The organism is Cohnella sp. OV330 (assembly GCF_900112065.1).
Lineage (GTDB): Bacteria > Bacillota > Bacilli > Paenibacillales > Paenibacillaceae > Cohnella.
Genome location: NZ_FOKE01000003.1, coordinates 512,642 through 529,878, shown reverse-complemented (window position 1 = coordinate 529,878; position 17,237 = coordinate 512,642). Strand labels below are relative to the sequence as shown.

At 61.4% G+C, this 17,237-nt stretch carries 13 protein-coding genes; 2 read left to right on the top strand and 11 right to left on the bottom strand.

Annotated features, from left to right (window positions below; translation table 11 throughout):
• Window positions 1–30 precede the first annotated feature (30 nt).
• From BM235_RS09330 to BM235_RS09300, 7 genes are all read right to left on the bottom strand, one after another.
• Complete coding sequence (locus BM235_RS09330) at window positions 31–2,250, bottom strand: alpha-galactosidase (protein WP_090111939.1); 2,220 nt, start codon at window positions 2,248–2,250, stop codon at window positions 31–33.
• Window positions 2,247–4,913 (bottom strand): glycoside hydrolase family 97 N-terminal domain-containing protein, encoded by a 2,667-nt coding sequence (locus BM235_RS09325; protein WP_090111937.1) that lies wholly within the window; start codon window positions 4,911–4,913, stop codon window positions 2,247–2,249. Before BM235_RS09325 ends, BM235_RS09330 begins: the two co-directional genes overlap by 4 nt.
• A gap of 33 nt (window positions 4,914–4,946) precedes the next feature.
• On the bottom strand, window positions 4,947–5,831 hold the full coding sequence (locus tag BM235_RS09320) for a carbohydrate ABC transporter permease (RefSeq protein ID WP_090111935.1): 885 nt from the start codon (window positions 5,829–5,831) through the stop codon (window positions 4,947–4,949).
• A gap of 16 nt (window positions 5,832–5,847) precedes the next feature.
• Window positions 5,848–6,744 carry an ABC transporter permease gene (locus BM235_RS09315; RefSeq protein ID WP_090112282.1) on the bottom strand — a complete coding sequence of 299 codons (897 nt, stop codon included), beginning with the start codon at window positions 6,742–6,744 and terminating at the stop codon, window positions 5,848–5,850.
• Between the two features lie 36 nt (window positions 6,745–6,780).
• On the bottom strand, window positions 6,781–8,481 hold the full coding sequence (locus BM235_RS09310; protein ID WP_199408926.1) for an extracellular solute-binding protein: 1,701 nt from the start codon (window positions 8,479–8,481) through the stop codon (window positions 6,781–6,783).
• A 234-nt stretch (window positions 8,482–8,715) separates the two neighbouring features.
• Window positions 8,716–9,741: a response regulator transcription factor gene (locus tag BM235_RS09305; protein ID WP_090111931.1), complete on the bottom strand. Its 1,026-nt coding sequence runs from the start codon at window positions 9,739–9,741 to the stop codon at window positions 8,716–8,718.
• Complete coding sequence (locus BM235_RS09300; protein ID WP_090111929.1) at window positions 9,716–11,476, bottom strand: sensor histidine kinase; 1,761 nt, start codon at window positions 11,474–11,476, stop codon at window positions 9,716–9,718. Before BM235_RS09300 ends, BM235_RS09305 begins: the two co-directional genes overlap by 26 nt.
• 194 nt (window positions 11,477–11,670) lie before the next feature.
• On the opposite strand from BM235_RS09300, the gene BM235_RS09295 reads away from it, so the two are divergent.
• A complete protein-coding gene (locus BM235_RS09295; protein WP_090111928.1) occupies window positions 11,671–12,612 on the top strand; it encodes a copper amine oxidase N-terminal domain-containing protein in 942 nt (313 codons plus the stop codon).
• A gap of 404 nt (window positions 12,613–13,016) precedes the next feature.
• Here BM235_RS09295 and BM235_RS09290 read toward each other — a convergent pair whose 3' ends face one another.
• Window positions 13,017–13,778, bottom strand: a complete 762-nt coding sequence (locus BM235_RS09290) for a TSUP family transporter (protein WP_090111926.1) — start codon at window positions 13,776–13,778, stop codon at window positions 13,017–13,019.
• A gap of 6 nt (window positions 13,779–13,784) precedes the next feature.
• On the bottom strand, window positions 13,785–15,008 hold the full coding sequence (locus BM235_RS09285; protein WP_090112280.1) for an MFS transporter: 1,224 nt from the start codon (window positions 15,006–15,008) through the stop codon (window positions 13,785–13,787).
• A gap of 191 nt (window positions 15,009–15,199) precedes the next feature.
• Here BM235_RS09285 and BM235_RS09280 point away from each other — a divergent pair, with 191 nt between their 5' ends.
• The gene (locus BM235_RS09280) at window positions 15,200–15,607 is read left to right on the top strand and encodes a VOC family protein (protein ID WP_090111924.1); all 408 of its coding nucleotides are present in this window, start codon (window positions 15,200–15,202) and stop codon (window positions 15,605–15,607) included.
• Between the two features lie 314 nt (window positions 15,608–15,921).
• Here BM235_RS09280 and BM235_RS09275 read toward each other — a convergent pair whose 3' ends face one another.
• Both BM235_RS09275 and BM235_RS09270 read right to left on the bottom strand, forming a co-directional pair.
• On the bottom strand, window positions 15,922–16,338 hold the full coding sequence (locus BM235_RS09275) for a VOC family protein (RefSeq protein WP_090111922.1): 417 nt from the start codon (window positions 16,336–16,338) through the stop codon (window positions 15,922–15,924).
• 112 nt (window positions 16,339–16,450) lie between these two features.
• The gene (locus BM235_RS09270; protein ID WP_090111920.1) at window positions 16,451–17,218 is read right to left on the bottom strand and encodes a DeoR/GlpR family DNA-binding transcription regulator; all 768 of its coding nucleotides are present in this window, start codon (window positions 17,216–17,218) and stop codon (window positions 16,451–16,453) included.
• Window positions 17,219–17,237 lie beyond the last annotated feature (19 nt).

Below are 17,237 nucleotides of genomic sequence, written 5' to 3'. Positions count from 1 at the left end.
ACTGAACGGGTGCCGATTGACCGCCGAAGTCTAACTCCGCAGCTCGCGAACACGATACATCAGGCTGTCGAAGTCGCCGCGCAGCGGCAGCTCGACGCCGATCCGCATCAGCGCCCTCCCGCTGCGGACGTCTTTCGCGCCATCGTTTCCTTTGCCCCTCGCACCTTCGATTTCCGCACCTTCGCCCTTCGCGCCTTCGCTCTCCGGCTCTTCGTTTTTCGCGCAGTCGAACGCTCCGCCCTCGATCTCATACCGCTTATCCGGATCGAGCCCCAGCAAGCAGAGACGCGGCAGCCCGTCCCCGAGCTTCTGCGCGTGCAGGAATGCGAATAGCACGCTCTCCTCGCCGCTTTCGCCGACGCCCACGTATTGCACCGCGTCCACGCCTTTGTGCTTGAGCGCCGCCAGCCGGTATTGCCTGCCGCCCTGCACGAGCGGCCGAATCGCCTTGTACTGCGCGACCAACCTGGCCGCCTCCGCCAACTGCTCCTCGCTCCACTCGTTCAGGTTGGCGCCGATCCCGAGCGTGCCCGTCATCGCGCTGTGGAAGCGATACTTCAGCGAGGTGATCCGTTTGTTCATCCCGCTCACCGCCTCCGTCACCCAGCAGGTCATCAGCTTCGGCGCGTACGCATACGAGAAGCCCTCCTGAATGCCAAGCCGGTCGAACGCGTCGGTATTGTCGCTCGGCCACGCCTGGTCGGCATAGCGCAGCATCCCGAGATCGATGCGCGAGCCGCCGCCCGCGCAGGTCTCGAACGCCACGCCGGGGAAGCGCCGACGCAGCTCCGCCCAGATCTCGTACAGGCTCCGCACGTGGCGGATCCATAGCTCCTTCTGCCGGTTCAACGGATGATCCCGCATGCCGGGCTCCGTGATGGTCCGGTTCATGTCCCATTTGACGAAGGAGATGTCGTGTTCGCCGAGCAGCCGCGACATGAAGTCGACGATGTAGCTTTTCACCGCCGGATTCGAGAGATCGAGCACCAACTGGTTGCGCAGCTCCGTCCGGGGACGCGTCGGAAAATGATAGACCCAGTCCGGATGGCTCCGGTACAGCTCGCTGTCCGGGTTGACGGCCTCCGGCTCGACCCAGATACCGAACGCCATGCCGAGCCCGCGCACCCGATCGATGAGCTCCTCGAGCCCGTTCGGGAATTTGTCCGCGTTGACGATCCAGTCGCCGAGCCCAGCCCGGTCGTGATGACGTTGGCCGAACCAGCCGTCGTCGACTACGAACAGCTCCGCGCCGACCTTCGCCGCGCGCTCCGCCAGCGCCATCTGGTCTTTGGCGTTGACGTCGAAGTAGGTGGCCTCCCACGAGTTGTAGAGCACCTTGCGCAGCTCTTTGCCAGGCGACACGTGCTCGTATTGGTACCGGTGCAGCGCGCGGCTCATGGCGCCGAAGCCGCCTGCTGCATATCCGCCGACGAACGACGGCGTCTCGAAGCGCTCGCCCGGGCCCAGCGTCCATTCGCTGTCGAAGTCGTTGATGCCGCCCGTGACACGAACGCGGCCGAACGCCGTATTCTCGAGCACGATCTTCCAGTTGCCGCTCCAGCCAAGCGCGCCGAACCACACCCTCCCGGCCTCCTCCGTCGCGGCCCCGTCGTCGATCGCGAACCAGGGGTTCGCATGTCCGTCGGTGAATCCGCGCCGCGACTCCAGCACCTTCTTGCCCTCCGTGAGCGCCGCGCCGCGCAGTTGGAACTCGCCGGCCCATTTGCCCGTCACGTGCGTCAGCCGGTAGTCGCGAAGCTCCGGCATCGACCAGGCGGCAGACTGGGCGCTCTCGAGCACGACGTCGCGGTCGCCGGCATTGACGATCTCGACGTGCCGCTCGATCAAGTCATGTCCGGGCCGGACCGCGTAAACCAAATGCGCTTCGAGCGGATATGCCTCGTCCCGGAGCACGATCGTCAGCGTCTCCTTGCCGTCGTCCGCCCGCTCGATCCGGTGACTGGCGTAGGCCATGCGCAGATCGCGGACGCCGTCGTACCAGCGCACCTTAAGGCACGGCTCCATGTACGACAAGCCGCCCCAATAGGCGAATTCCTCCGCCTCGCGGTCGAGCGCGGCATCGAACGAGCTGTGGAGCCGGGAGCCGAGCAGCGGCGCGCAGTCGGCGGCCGCCACCGGATCTCCCCAGTACAGATGCTGCAGGACGCCTTTATCGTTTAGCCCGAACACATAGGAGCTGCCGTCCGTCGAGATCGAGAACAAGCGGCGGTCCGAATCGAATTGAATCATCTGCGGCTCTCCAGACTTTCCGCCAGACCTTTCGTCTGACCCTCCGCGGCATGCTTTTCCAGCCGTACGCCGATTCTCCCGATCTCGGGGGCAAGCTCCTCGTCGTGGTACAGCTTGATGCGGTTCGCTCCCTTCCTGAGCCGGATCTTCACTTCCTTGATGCCAGATATATCCCAGCGAGCGGGTCCCCAACCGCCGGTATTGAAGAGCACGGATCGGATGGCGGGCTCGTCGTTCACCGCGATGAGCAGCGCCCGGTTCTCGCCGGAATAATAGTCCAAGGTGAGGATGTGCTCGCCGTCTGCATCGGCCATGACCGAATCGAACGTAATCGAGCCGCCGCGGCCGATACCGACCGCCTTCCGCAAGCCGGCTGAACCGTCGACATGGCTAAGCCCCGCGCCGCCCGCGAGCACGCCCGCCTCGGCCGGATAGAAGGAGTCCTCGTACGGCGCCCAGCCGATGACCCGGATATGATCGATCCCCGGAGCGGGCTCGCCATCGCCGCCGCATCCCAGCACGATCGTATTCTCGCCCTGCCGGAGCGTCACGACGAGATCGGACGTGCGGACGACCTCGTCGCCGCCGGAGGATTCCAGGCGGAACAGCTGCTGCGGCTCGCCCTGGTTTACGCTGACGCTAAGGCTGCTCGGCGCCGCCGAGAGATAGAACAGCCGCAGCGTATGCCGGCCCTCGCGCTCCGCCGCGATGCCTTCGAATACAAGCCCGCCGGCCTGGCTCAGACGAACCGCGCTGCCGCCCGCGGCATTCTCGCAGGCGACGCGGTCCGCGCTGCCGCGAAGCGCGGCGTCCAGCGAAGCATAAGCTTTCGCGTCGGCATCCATATACCCGCCTTGCACGCCGGACTTGAGCGCGCGCTTGCCGTCGCTAATGTACAGCGCGAAGCCGCCGTTTTCGAGCGACTGGACGGACAGACTTTCCCGGTTGGACAACCGTCGCACTTCCTTTTTCAACACGTCGCCGTTCTTGCCGTCTCTGTAGATCTCCACCTGGTACTCGCCTTCGGGCAGGAAGTCCAGCGGCAGCGTCAGGCTCCTCGACGACGTCACGATGCCGCCGACGAACCATTCTTGATCCGCCCTGCGCATCAGGACCGCATGGTCGCCCGGGAAGCCCGTCAGCACCTTCACTTCGTCGAATCTGGCGGGCAGCCTGCGCATGAATTCCGTGCCCTTCCACGCCTCATAAGAGTAAATTGAATCGGCGAAGTGCTGCACGCCGGAATCGAACACGACCGAGAGCGCCAGCTGATGCCCCTGCGTCGTGTTGCGGTTCAGGTTGGAGAAGCCGGTGACCGTGTAATCCATCGGCCCCACGACGTTGCGGGTGAACGGCACGGTGCAGTTATGCACGGCATGCGGCAGCCCGCTCCATTTGTAATGCTCCAGCCCGAGGATCCCCTCGGCCGTCATGATGTTCGGATACGTCCGGCCTTCTCCGGCCGGCTTGGTGCTGCCGTGGAAGTTGATCATCAGCTTGTGCGCGGTCATGAGATCCGCGATCATGTTGTACTGCCACATCGTGTGCTGCGAATCGTTCATGAAAAAGTCGACCTTCAGGCCGACGACGCCCCATGCCGCCCAGCGCGGAATCTTTTCCTGCGCCTTCTCAAGCGTGTCGATCGCCTGCATGTCCGACCACAGCCAGACGTCGACGCTCCGCTCTCTCGCGTAGTCGCACAGATCCTTCACCCAGCTGTCGTCCCAGCCCGCATCTACCGTGATCGCCTCAAAGCCCATGGCCGCGGCAAAGTCGACGTAGCGCTTCTGCTCGCTGTACAGCTGCGCGCCGTTTTCGAACGCCCACCAGGACCAGATGCTGCGCGCCGGCTTGATCCAGGACGTATCTTCCCAGTCGCACGGCGGGTTGAGGTTGTAATTCAGCGTGCTGTTGACCAACTGATCCAGCGTGTCGCAGACGGTGACGATTCGCCAAGGCGTCGCGAGCGGCAGCTCGCCCTTCATGGGCTCGAGCTGCTCCGGCGCGAAGGCGAGCTTCATCCGGCCGCCCGGCTCGGTCTGCAGATGGCTGGAGCAATAGCTGCCGCCCGCGTTCAATATGCCCGCTTCGGTGATCATCGCCCAGCGGCCGTCGTCTGCGCTGTGCAGGAGCGCTGGCATGCCGTAATCCCGCCGGCCCGCCTTTTCCCAGCCGCAGCGGTTGTAGGTGCCCTCGTACGTGTTCACCCAATCCTGCAGCCACAGGTCGTCGTAGGTTTTCGGAAAAGCGAAATCCGTATATTCCGCGTAGATGCGAATGGACTGCCCGTCTGCGCCTGCGTCCGCACTATCGCCTTCCGTGCTGCCGATCGCATAGCGGAAAGCAAGGCCGTCGTCGAACAGACGGAAGCAGACGGATACGGCCAAGCGTTCAATTTCGAAGTGCAGCGCGAGCTCGTTGGCTTCGTTGATATAGACCGACTTCTTGCTGACCGGCAGCGAATAGCGCTCCGAGATAGCGGCTTCTTCGCTCTTCGCGAATCGGAAGCCGGTGCGCAGGTCGCCGAGGCTCGTCGCCATGCCCAATCTGGACCGGCCGAGGACGTCGCGTCCATTCGACGCAAGCGAATAGTAAAGACCTTCTTCCTGATCTTGAAATACGGACAGCGTAAGCTTTCGATCGGGCGATGCGAGTTTCCACATGTGCGTAATCTCCGTTCTGATAGTTGATAGAGGCTACCCCTTCACGCTGCCCATGACGATGCCTTCGGCAAAGTATTTTTGCAGAAAAGGGTACACGAGCAGCACCGGCAGCAATGCGACGATGACTTGGGCCGCGCGCGACGTCCGGTCGGAGATCAAGGACCACTTGGCGACGTCGGCGGCCGACAGGAGCGACATGTCGCGGTTCACGATGACGGTTTGCAGATAGCTCTGAAGGGGGTAGTGCTCGGGGCGATTCATGAGAATGAGTCCTTCAAACCACGAGTTCCAATGATTCACGATGCAGAACAGCGTCAGCGTCGCGATCGCGGGCGCGGACAGCGGCACCGCGATGCGCCACAGCGCCTGCCACCTTCCGGCGCCGTCCATCAACCCGGCTTCCTCGATCTCGTCGGGCAGCGACTTAAAGAAGTTGAGCAGAAGAATGACGTTCATCACCGGTACTGCGCCGGGCAGGATCAGCGCCCAGAAGGTATCGACGATGCCGGTCATCTTGATCGTCATATACCAGGGGATGAGCCCGCCGCTGAACAGGATCGTCACCACGAAGTACCAGGCGTACGGCCCGCGAAACCGAAAATCCTTGCGTTCCTTGGACAGCGGGTAGGCGACGAGGATCGTCAGCAGCATGTTCACCGGGACGCCGACCGCCACGCGCAGCAGCGAGACGGTAAACGCACGGCCGAACTCCGGCTTGCCGAGCACGAATTCGTACGACTTCAGGTTAAAGCCGACGGGCCACAGCTTCACTTGTCCGGAACCGACGGCGGCGCTGCTGCTGAGCGAGATCGCCAGTACATTCACGATCGGCAGCAGGCACGCGAGGGCCACGAGGGCCATCAGGAAGTAATTGAGCGCGACAAAGGTTCGTCTTTCCCAGGATGCATCGTTGTTCATAGCCGACCCACTTTTCCTAAAAAATCCGGTAATTGGCCCATCGATAAGCGAGGACGTACGAAATGCCGATCAGGCCGAACGACACGACCGACTTGAACAGCCCGACGGCGGTGGCGACGCCGTAGTTCGCGTTCTCCAGCCCGATCCGGAACACCAGCGTATCGATGATGTCCCCGGTCTTGTAGACCTGCGGGCTGTACAGGTTAAAAATCTGCTCGAAGCCCGCGTTCAAGACGTTGCCGAGACTTAAGACGGACATGAGGATGATCATCGGGAGCAGTCCCGGCAGAGTGACGTAGAGCGTCTGGCGCAGCCGGCCGGCACCGTCGAGCGCCGCGGCCTCGTACAAAGCGGGGTTGATGCCGGTCAACGCGGCCAGGTAGACGATCGTGCCGTAGCCGAATTCCTTCCACGTATCGGACAGCACCATCGTATAAGGGAACCAGCCGGGATCGCCGAGGAAGTAAACCTCCTTCAGCCCGAGCGCGCGGAGCAGCTCGTTCACGACGCCGGTGGACGGCGAGAGGATGTCGATTAAGAGACCGCTGAGTATGATCCAGGACAGAAAGTGGGGGAAATAAATGATCGTCTGCACGCTCCGCTTGAACAGCCGGCTGCGGGCCTCGTTCAGCATGAGCGCGAAGGTAACGGGTACGACGACGCCCGCGGCCATCTTCATGACGGCGATAAAAACCGTGTTCCAGACGACGCCCGAGATCTCGGGCATATGCAGCATGTACTCGAAGTTGCGCCAGCCCACCCAAGGGGACCCGAACATCCCCTTGGACGGCGCCAGCCGTTTGAACGCCATGACGATGCCTGCCATCGGCACGTAGCTATAGATGAACACCAGAACGACGCCCGGAATCAACATCAGGTGAAAAGGCCATTCGCCGCCGTGCTTGCGCTTCATCGTGTTCGCCTCTTCCTGCATTCGTACTGCGCTTCGTTATTGCGACGCTTGCCAAGCATTGACTTCGTCCGTAATGGCTTTGCCGCCGAGCGAATTCCATTGGCTGACGAATTGGTCGAACTCGTCGATGGAGCCGCCCATCATGATCCGCGTAAAAGCCTCCAACTGAAGCTTGCCAAGCGTCGCGTTGTTGTCCGTCATGCCCTGCGTCGGCGCGCCGTAGAACGCGTCGTCGGTATGCGCGCCGTCTTTAGCGTAGCCCTCGATGACCGCCAGCGAGCCTTCGGGACCGTACATTTTTTCGCTGTCCCAGAAGTTGACGTCGCCGCCGCGGTAGGAGACGATCTTGTCGTAATAGCTTTTCTCCTCCGCGTTGAGCGCGGCGGGATCGTTCGCCTCGAGCGCCTTCACCACGTTCAGGTACGCGTCGAGATTTTTGCGGGGCGCCTCGCCGTACAGCAGGGCGTATTCGAACACCGCATTGCCGCTCTTGTCGGCGTTATACACTTCGGGCTCGGCCGATTTGCCCCATAGCTTCTCCAGGTCGAAGTTCAGCAGCTTGACCGCGGCTTCGGGATGCTTGGCGTCCTTCTTCACGACGTAATACGTGCTGATGGCAAACGGCACTTGCGCTTGCGCCGGCTCCGCGTCGACAGAAGGCAGCGAGATCGGCTTCCAGTCCATGGCCGCATCCGTCTTCTTGCCGTCGAGCAGCCAGCCTGCGTTCCAGAAGTAGCCGTAGAAAAGACCGAGCTTGCCCGCGTTGGCGGCATCCTTCACCTTGGTGGCGTCCTTCGTGCCGAACTCCTTGTCGATCAGGCCGCCCTTGTACATTTCCTGCAGCTTTTGCAGCGCGGCTTTGGTCTCGGGCTGCACGCTGCCGTACGCCAGCTTGCCGTCGTCCGTCTTCACCCAAATGTTCGGATAGGCGTGGTAGCCGTTAAAGAACCCTTCCAATGCGCCGAAGAAGCCGAAGATGTCCTTCGTAGCGCCGAGTCCGTACGTGTCCGGCTTCCCGTTGCCGTCGGGATCTTGCTTGACGAACGCTTCGGCGATTTTCTGCACGTCGTCCATCGTTTTCGGCTCGGACAAGCCCAGCTTCGTCAACCAGTCCGTCCTCACCCACAGGACGTCCGCCTGCCCGAGTCCCGAGCTCATCTTCGGGAAGCCGTACAGCTTCCCGTCGAACGTGCCGGATTTGAGCGCGTTCCCTCCGTCTTCGCCGAGCAGCTTCTTCGTCAGCTCGGAGCCGTATTGGTCGTAGACGGCGGACAGATCCATGACCTGGCCGTCGTCGACCAGACGCTTCAGCTGCGCCGCGTTCACGGACATGATGTCGGGCAGGTCGTTCGACGCGATGGCGATGTTGAGCTTCTGGTCGTACTGCGCGGCCGGCGTCGTCCACAAGTAGTTGATCTTGATGCCGAGCTGGTCGGCGTAGGCGCGCGACCAGACGTTGTCGTCGATCGACTCCCCTTCGCCGAACTTGGTGCCCTCCGAGATCGGACGCACCGCGGACACCTCGATCGGCGGGTCGTACTTGCCGAGCGGATCGGCCGGCGCGGCCTCCTCGCCGGATGCGGTCGCGCTACCTGCGCTGCCTGCGCTCCCGGCGCTTGCGGAGGCGCTGCCGCTTGCCTGATGATCCGCTTTGTTTCCGTTATTGCCGCTGCAAGCCGCGAGCGCCGATACGAGCGCGAGCGAGAGCAGAATCGTGCTGACCCGTTGCCGTTTCATCGTGCTACTCATCCCCTTGTCGTCGATGTATCTATCTTTCATCCGAATTATAGCAACGCGCGGGACGGGATCGTGAGCGACGGGATTCCAAGCGGAGTAGGGTTATTTTCCGCATTCGCCCGGCGCCCGCCGATTTTCCTCCCCCTGCTCGCGGAAAATCGTCTACATGCGACGAACACCCAGCTGAAGAAACGGCCGGCATTCTCCGCTTTTCCCGCTGGGTGCTGCGATTCGCTATTTGCCGTGCCGCTGCCTGTACTCGCTCGGCAGCCATCCCGTCTGTTCCTTGAACAGCTTGCTGAAATACCGCTGGTCAGCGAAGCCGCACCGCTCCGCGATCCAATAGACCGGATAATTGGTCGTGACGAGCAGCTCCCGGGCGGCGCGGACGCTGACGGCCTGAAGAAAATGGCTGAACGTCAAACGCATGATGTCGCGGAAGCTCGTGCTGAAGTAATTTTTGCTCAAATTGACCCACTGGCTCACTTCGCTCTGCTTCACGTGCGCGACCGGCTGCTCCGCGATCCGGCCGACGGCCTTGACGATCGCCTGGATAATGTCTTCGGAATAGCCGGAACGGCGCAGCCAAGCCTGAAGGCCGGCACGCAGCTTGCTCAGCCGCTGCTCGAAGCCGTAGGCATCGGCCGGCGCTGCCGCCTCGACCTCCTGCCAGTCGAACATCGGGAAGCTCAGCTGCAAGCGATCCATGGCGGACTGCCACATCTCCCCAAGCTGTCCGGCGTCCGGATTCAACTGCCGGATCGCCTCGAGGAGCGACTCGAAGCCGTCGTCGTCCATCACCCATCGCACGCTGCCCGCCCGCTCGGCGACGTCCTTGACCAGCGATGCCTGCGAGCCGCCGGCACGCGGCTCCGGCGCCTCCGCGCGCACGGCATTGACGATCCGTGCCAGCGCCTGGTCGAGATCCATCTCCTCCAGCTGCGTTTTGACGATATAATCGACCGCGCCCATGCGCAGCGCTGCCTGAATGTACTCGAAGTCCTGGTGGCAGGTGAGGATGACCGCCTTGATCGAGGCGTCGTGATGCTGCGCCTGGCGGATAAGCTCGAGCCCCGACATGCCCGGCATCGTGATATCGGTCATGAGCAGCTGGACCGGATGCTCCCGCATGAACTGCATCGCTTTTTCGCCGCTCGCAGCCTCGCCCGCGATCTCCACGCCATACTTTTGCCAGGGAAAAAGCAGCCGGAGTCCTTTGCGCACCAAGTGTTCGTCATCCACGATCAATGCCTGAATCAATGCCGAGCCCTCCTGTCTTGTCGAACGGCAGCCGAATCGAGATCGTCGTCCCGATGCCGGGCTTGCTCTCCATCTTCAATTCCGCCGAACTGCCGTAGTACACGCCGAGCATTTCTCTGACGTACCTGAGTCCGATGCCGAGGCCCGACTTGTGGAGCGGCTCGCGGCTCTCGAGCAGCTCCGCCAGCTTCTCCTCCGGTATGCCCTGCCCGTTATCCTGCACGCGCAGCAGCAAGCGTCCGTTCTCCTCGGAAACGACCACGTCGATCTCTCCGCCCTCGTCCGCGTCGAAGCCGTGATACAGCGCGTTCTCCACGATCGGCTGCAGGATGAATCGCGGGATCGGCAGCTCGAGCAGGGCGGGGTCGGCCCGTACGCCGACATTGAACACATGATCGTAGCGGTAACCTTGCAGTTCGATGTAATCCCGGATCGCCTCGACTTCCTCCCGGACGGTCACCATCATGTTCTTTTTGCCGAGATTGTAGTGCAGCACGCGGGTGAACACCGAGACGAGCTTGGAAATGTTGGTCTGGCCCTGCATGCGGGCGAGCCATTGAATCGTGTTGAGCGTGTTGTGGAGAAAATGCGGGTTGATCTGCACGAGGAGCTTCTCCACCTCCAGCTGTCCCCGGCGCTTCTCCTTCTCCTCGACGTCCGTGATCAGTTCCGCGATGCGCCGGCTCATCTGCTGGAAGTTTGTCAAAATCCGGTTGAACTCCGCGAGGCCGGTGGCGGATACCTTGGTCGGCGATTGATTGTAGCTGAAGTGCGTAATCTCTTTGTTAATGATGCGGATCGGGCGATAGACCATGCGCCAAATGAGCCAGGCGAGAAAAATGCCGAGCAGGAGCGACAAGGAGGCGAACAGGCCGAACTCCCTCAGCCACCGGTTCAGCTCGCTGTTGTACGAGGCGGTCGGGATGAGCTGGACGACCGTCCAGCCGTGGCGGCCCTCGGCGCGAAACGTTTTGTATCCGGTTTCAAAATTTGCCTCGCGAGCTTTGTTGGGGACATCCGACTTTATCGTACTGTAGACGACCTTCCCGTTCGGATCCGTCAGGACATGGAATACGGGCGAATTGGGATAGTCGGCGGGCGAATCGCCGGGGGTGAACATATCCTCGAGCCCCGTTATCTTCGTCTCGATATAGGCGTACAGGAAGTGGCCTTTGCCGTACGGCAGCTTGCGCAGCAGCGAAAATACCGGATATTTGCGGTCGCCGGGATCGAGCGAAGGATAAGGCCCGAAGTAAGAGAACAGCTTCTGCGTGTAAAAGACCGGCAGCGCTTGCGGATCGAACGCCAGCTTCGCGCTCGTATTGGGGAACAGCAGCGGATCCTCAAGGTCCGGGGCATAGAAAAACATCGTGCCGACGTTCGGATTCGAAAAGTTGACGTTGGCCATCGACTGGGCGATATTCCGGTACAGCACGGACCGCTCGAACGAATCGGAGCTGCCGATGAACTGCACGACTTCCCGCCCGATGCCGCCTTCGACGTCGAGCAGCTGCGACACCTTGGCGAGCTCCTCCAGCTTCCGGTCCAGCTCGTCCCGGTCCCGCGCCGCCTTCGCTACCCAGTCCCGTTCGATTTTTTGCGTCTGCACGATATAGATCCAGCGGTAGGAAATGTACCCGGTCAGCAGGCTCGGAATGACCGCGGCGATAATCAGAATCACGATCAGCCGCCCTCTGAGGGAAGGAAGGAACGCGTAACGTCGAATAAAGTTCATGAGTAGCCTCCGCTTCGCAGCCGGCAGGGATGGACGGACAATTGGTTGCCGCTATTATAACAGCATTGTTCGTCGGTGGAATAGGGCGATTGTCCGGGAGCGTTTTGCGGGCATTGTTTTGCAGTAAACGTATGGAAAACCAGAAACTATTTACCTCAAGTTTCGTCTAATCGGTCAGAGAGGAGCGTGTACGCATGTTTAAGCGGATCGTCTGCATCGCCTTGATTGCAAGCGCAGTGGTTGGCGGCGGAGCGACATTTGCCGCGGCACCCACGCATATTTACGTGAAGGACAAGCTGGTTGAAGCGGCCGATGAACCTATCGTAGAAAAGGGCCGGGTGCTTGTACCGCTCAGCTCCGTCGCCGAGCCGCTCGGCTTGTCGCTATCTTGGGATTCGGCCTCCAAGACGGCCACGTTCGGCAAATGGAACGAGCGCGTCAAGCTCTCCGTCGGCAGCAGCATCGCGATTGCAAGCGGCAATCCGGTGCATATGGGCAGCATGAAGCTGGGCAGCCCCGTGCGGATCGTTAAAGGCCGCGTGTACGTCCCCCTTCGGTTTCTGGCGGAACAATTCGGTTACCGTGTGTCCGTGGAGGGTCAGGACGTGCGGATTCGCGCGCCGCTGGACGCGTCGCAGCTCGCGCTGCTTCGCGACGGCGATCTCGCCGAAGCGCGACGCCTCGCGATGTCTCTCCCCTCAGAGCTCACGCATTATGCCGTGGACTTGCTGCCATACACGCACGAGCGCGAAGGCTACAACGTCACGTGCTTGTTCCCCGAAGGCCGTTCCGACCGCTTGATCGTCGTGAACGGAGATCAAGCGTCGTACGCCGAGCTGACCGAGGACGGCTGGATCGTAAAGTGGCAAGCGCATATTCCCGTCGGAGAGAAGGATACGATCGAGCTGCTGTGGGAAATGAAGGTGACGGATCAAAAAGGGACGGCACCGAAGTTGCAAGGCAGCTATCTGTTTTGGTCCAGCACGGACCACCTCACGACAAACGTGCTGACCTCGGGCCGCCTTAGCGACGCAGGGAAGGAAATCCTCGGCTCGCGCATCACGAACGCAGGCGAATCTGGCGGCCAAGCTAGAGGAGAGCTGTCTTTGACGCTGCCGGGCGAAGTGCGGAAGTAGTTTCCGCGGAATAGCGATGCGGCGCATCGTTATTGTGAGAGAGTGACCGAAATTCCGCCGGATAGCGATGCGGCACATCGTTATTCCGCGAGAGTAACCGATATTCTGCCGGATAGCGATGCTGCGCATCCTTATTCCGCGAGAGTAACCGATATTCTGCCGAATAGCGATGCTGCGCATCGTTATTCCTGGGCTGCGGACACAGGCGCCGCTATTTTCAGATTTATGGTGTGTTTGAAGCATTGGAGGACCGGAGAGCCGCTAATTGCCTTTTTAAAGGCGTAATCCGGTTAGTTTGGAGGAAATAGCGACTTTCCGGTCCGCAAGCGTGAACTATTCGTTCAAATGGCGACAAATAGCGGCTGCTGGGTCCGGATGGGCGAGGTGGATGAGACGACGCGCGCTTACAACAAGTCGAGCATCTGCTTGCCGATCAGCAAGGCGCATACGACGAGGAAGAGCGGCTTGATGTACGCCCGGCCGCGGCGGATCGCGAAGCGCGAGCCGAGCAAAGAGCCGGCGATCATCGCCGCGCCCATGAGCAGGCCTACGCCGTAGTGGACGGAGCCGAGTGCGAGGAAGGTCGCGAGGCTCGCGAGATTGCTGGCGAAGTTGAGCGCTTTGGCATTGCCCGCGGCTTTCACGAAGTCGAAGCCAAGCAGCAGAAAGGCGAAGATCAGAAACGACCCCGTACCGGGGCCGAAGAAGCCGTCGTAGAATCCGAGCGCGAACGCGGCGATCCCCGTCAGCCAGGCGGTGCCTGCGGTGAAGCGCACGAAAGACGCTCGCTCGCCCCATTCCCGGCGGAGCAGCGTGTACACGGCGATGACCGCCAGCATGACGACGACCATCGGCTTCAGGAAGCCGGAAGGCACATGCCGGAGCGTGAGCGTGCCGAGCGCCGCGCCCAGCAAGGATAGCGGGATCAATCCGCGCACGCTTCGGACGTCGATATGGCCGGATGCGAAAAAGGACAGGGTGCTCGCGAGCGAGGACAACGTGCCGGCCAGCTTGTTGGTGCCGAGCGCCGCCGCGGGCGGCAGTCCGGCGGTCAACAGGACGGGAACCGAGACAAGGCCGCCTCCGCCGACGACCGAGTCGACGAAGGCCGCCGCGAATCCGCCTGCGACGATCAACGCCAGCATGCCGATACTCAGATGATCCATGGCGGCTTAGTACCTTTCCCCTCTTTTGCGCAAATAGACATATAGCACAAGACATGCGGCGGTGCACAGAAGCGCCATCACCCCGATAAACCCATAGCCCGCCTGCAGGCCGAGCAGCCTGCTCGCGTCCTCGCCCCTGCCCGAATACCAATCGCGCACCCCTTCGATCAGACCGCCGATCGCGAGATTGCCGAGCACGCTGCCGATGCCCATCAGCGTGACGGTGAAGGTGATCGCCGTTCCCGTGCCGCGGGGATAACGCTTGGAGAGCAGCGCCATCACGGTCGGGTAGATCGGCGCGATGCCGACGCCCGCCAGGGCGAACAAGATCGCGCCGCCCTCCCCCGCGAATAGCGCCGCGATGCTGCAGACGCCCGAGCTCAGCGACAGGACCATCATCGACATCGTATAGCCGAAACGGTCCGTGAGCGGTCCGAGCAACAGCCTCGCAAGCGTGAAGCAGAGGAAAAAGGCAGACAGCATGCCCGACGCATCGGTCGGACTCCAGTCATACGCTTTTTCCAAAAAATTCGCGAGCCAGCTCCCGATCGACAGCTCGGAGATAACGCCGGAGGTGAGGACGAGCACGATCAGCCAAGCGACGGGATCTCTCAGAAGCTTGCGGTACGAGATGCGCTCCTCCGCCTCGTCGTGCGCAGGATCGGCCGGGAGCCGTCCGAGGAGCGAAGGAATGATCGGCAGCAGCGACAGCAGCAGCACGATGACGTACATGCCCCTCCATCCCAACGCGTCGCCGCCCGGGAGCCGCCAGCCCATCATCGAAGCGGCCGCGATCGGCGCGACGATCGAGCTCAAACCATAGAAAAAGTGCGAGAGGTTCATCAAGAAGCCCGTATGCTTGACAAAAATGCGCGCGGCGAGAATGGCGAGCGCGATCTCCAGCATGCCGTTGCCGATGTACATAAAAAAATACGAGGCGGACAGCGCCTGAAAGCCGTTCGAAACGCCGATCAGCACGCCCCCCACGGCCATCGACACGAACGCCGCGATGCTGGTAACCTTGATCCCGACTTTGTCGGCGAGATAGGAAGTGAAGGTACAGGCGACGAGATAGCCGAGCGAGTTGAGCGCGAGCATCAAGCCGAGCTGCCCCTCGTTCAAGCCGAAGTCCAGCTGCATCCGCGGGATGGCGGGACCTTTCACGTTTTCCGACAAACCGAACACGAGGAAGCCGCCGAATACGATCGACAGCAGCCATATTTCGTTCATGCTTATTTTTGAAGCGCGCTTGATCAATGTGCTAAAACCTCCGTATGATGCAATAGCAGGTTGGCCGGACAATAGGAACATTGTCCCTCAAAGCGCCCAAAAGAGCAATCGAAAAGAAAGCGGCGGAACGCTCGAATGATAGAATAAAAGAGGAACGGCTGACGCATGATGAATTCAGGAGGCGGATAAACATGGCAAGATTGGTTCCCTATATTTTTTCCGAAGACGCAAGGTCGCAATCCCAGTTTTACGTGGACGCCCTTGGCGGCGAGCTCCTCTCCGTCATGACGTTCGGCGATGCGCCGGGCACGCCCGAAGCGCTGAAGGAGAAGATCATGCACCTGCACATGGTCGCGGGCGGCATTACCATCTTCATGTCCGACAGCCCGAGCCGGCAGATCGAACGGGGCAACGGCACGGCGCTCAGCCTCCTGTTCGACACGCCCGAAGAAGCCCATGCGGCATTCGACAAGCTGGCGGCCGGCGGCACGGTTCACGACCCGCTGAAGCAGCAATTCTGGGGCGCGCTGTTCGGCGCGCTGCAGGACAAGTACGGCGTCGAATGGCAGGTGTCGACGGAGCAGCAGCAGCAAGGCTAACAGCGCGATAGCGCACGTAAAAGACCGCTTCGGCGGTCTTTTTTTTCGCGTTTTTCTTGCGTAAAAAAACTGCGTTTGCTGCGGGCGGGCATGAATTGTTGCTGGTCGGGACTTCCGAGATGCGAGGGGATACGGATAGGCACGATTTGTTGCTAGGTGAGACTTCCGGGTCTCGAGTTGCTGCAGGCTGGCATGATTTGTTGCTGGTCGAGACTTCCGGGTCGCGGGGTCTGCTGCATTTGGAAAAGCCCGCTACGCGTCCATGCGGACGGGATAGCGGGCTTTTAACGGCGACAGCCGCAATGCATGATGAATCAGGCTTCGTGCACGTACGTCGGATCCATGTGGAATACTTCCCACAGATGGCCGTCCGGATCCTGAAAGCTCTCCGTATACATGAAGCCGTGATCCTGCGGATCGTTCGAAACCGAACCGCCGGACGAGAGCGCCTTGCGGACGAGCTCTTGTACTTCTTCCTTGCTGCTCACGGAGACGGCCATGATGAACTCCGTCGTCTTCGTCGCATTCGCGATGTCCTTTTTGATGAAGGTCTGGAAATAGGACTCGGTCAGCAGCATGGCGAACGCCGTATCGCTGAGAACCAGGCAGGCGGCATTGTCGTCGGTGAATTGCGGGTTGAACGCGAAGCCGAGCGCTTCGAAGAAGGCAATGGAGCGCTTCAGATCCTTGACTGGCAGGTTAAGAAAAGTTTGCGAAATTTGAAAGGCCATCGTCGTCACCTCATGGTTTCGTTGTCGTCCGAATCGGACACTGACGTCATTTTACCACGGCGCGAAGAGGCGGGTTTCTTCTCGATTGCTAATCGACGGCGAAACCGATGACTTATTCGGCCGCTTCGATCCGAACGCCAGCGTCCGCGCAAGCGCGAGCGAGCTCGCCGCCCGGCGGATGATCGGTCACGATGCGCTTCACGTCCCCGAGCCCGGCGAAGGACACGAGCACGCGCGCGCCGAACTTCGTGCGGTCGAGCACGACCGTCGTCTCCTTCGCCTGGCGAACGGCGATCCGCTTGATCTCGGCCTCGTACAGGTTGGAATTGCTGAAGCCGTGCGTTTCGCTCAGTCCCGTCGCCCCGAGGAACGCGCGGTCGAACGCCATGCCGGACAGGCTCTGCGCGGCGATCGGACCGACGAGCGAGTGCGTGGACTCGAGCAGCATGCCGCCGGTCATGATCGTCGGAATCTGCTTGGACGCGAGCTCGGCCGCGATATTAAGCGCGTTGGTCACGACCGTGATCTGCTGGCCGGACTTAAGCGCCCGCGCGATCTGCAGCGTCGTCGTGCCGCCGTCCAGGAACACGGACTCGCCGGGAGCGATCAGCGACGCGGCGTGCCGGCCGATCCGTACCTTCTCGTCCGTATGCATGCCGGTGCGGTCCTGCAGCGCGACGTCGCGGTAGACGTAGATGGCCCCGCCGAACGTACGTCTGACGCTCCCGCTCTCCTCGAGCTTTTCCAGATCGCGCCGGATCGTCATCTCGGTCACGCCGTGGCGCTCGCTCAGCTCCGAAATGCGGACCTCCCCGCTCTGCGCGATCTGCTCATGGATCTGGCGCTGCCTTGCGTTCCAGTCCGCCTGATTGTGGATCATCTGCCGCCGCTCCTTCCGT

Excerpts from the sequence above, each read along its gene's own strand:
- BM235_RS09330 (WP_090111939.1), bottom strand. The coding sequence starts at position 2,250 with ATGATTCAATTCGATTCGGACCGCCGCTTGTTCTCGATCTCGACGGAC.
- BM235_RS09325 (WP_090111937.1), bottom strand. The coding sequence starts at position 4,913 with ATGTGGAAACTCGCATCGCCCGATCGAAAGCTTACGCTGTCCGTATTT.
- BM235_RS09320 (WP_090111935.1), bottom strand. The coding sequence starts at position 5,831 with ATGAACAACGATGCATCCTGGGAAAGACGAACCTTTGTCGCGCTCAAT.
- BM235_RS09315 (WP_090112282.1), bottom strand. The coding sequence starts at position 6,744 with ATGAAGCGCAAGCACGGCGGCGAATGGCCTTTTCACCTGATGTTGATT.
- BM235_RS09310 (WP_199408926.1), bottom strand. The coding sequence starts at position 8,481 with ATGAAACGGCAACGGGTCAGCACGATTCTGCTCTCGCTCGCGCTCGTA.
- BM235_RS09300 (WP_090111929.1), bottom strand. The coding sequence starts at position 11,476 with ATGAACTTTATTCGACGTTACGCGTTCCTTCCTTCCCTCAGAGGGCGG.
- BM235_RS09295 (WP_090111928.1), top strand. The coding sequence starts at position 11,671 with ATGTTTAAGCGGATCGTCTGCATCGCCTTGATTGCAAGCGCAGTGGTT.
- BM235_RS09290 (WP_090111926.1), bottom strand. The coding sequence starts at position 13,778 with ATGGATCATCTGAGTATCGGCATGCTGGCGTTGATCGTCGCAGGCGGA.
- BM235_RS09285 (WP_090112280.1), bottom strand. The coding sequence starts at position 15,008 with ATGAACGAAATATGGCTGCTGTCGATCGTATTCGGCGGCTTCCTCGTG.
- BM235_RS09280 (WP_090111924.1), top strand. The coding sequence starts at position 15,200 with ATGGCAAGATTGGTTCCCTATATTTTTTCCGAAGACGCAAGGTCGCAA.
- BM235_RS09275 (WP_090111922.1), bottom strand. The coding sequence starts at position 16,338 with ATGGCCTTTCAAATTTCGCAAACTTTTCTTAACCTGCCAGTCAAGGAT.
- BM235_RS09270 (WP_090111920.1), bottom strand. The coding sequence starts at position 17,218 with ATGATCCACAATCAGGCGGACTGGAACGCAAGGCAGCGCCAGATCCAT.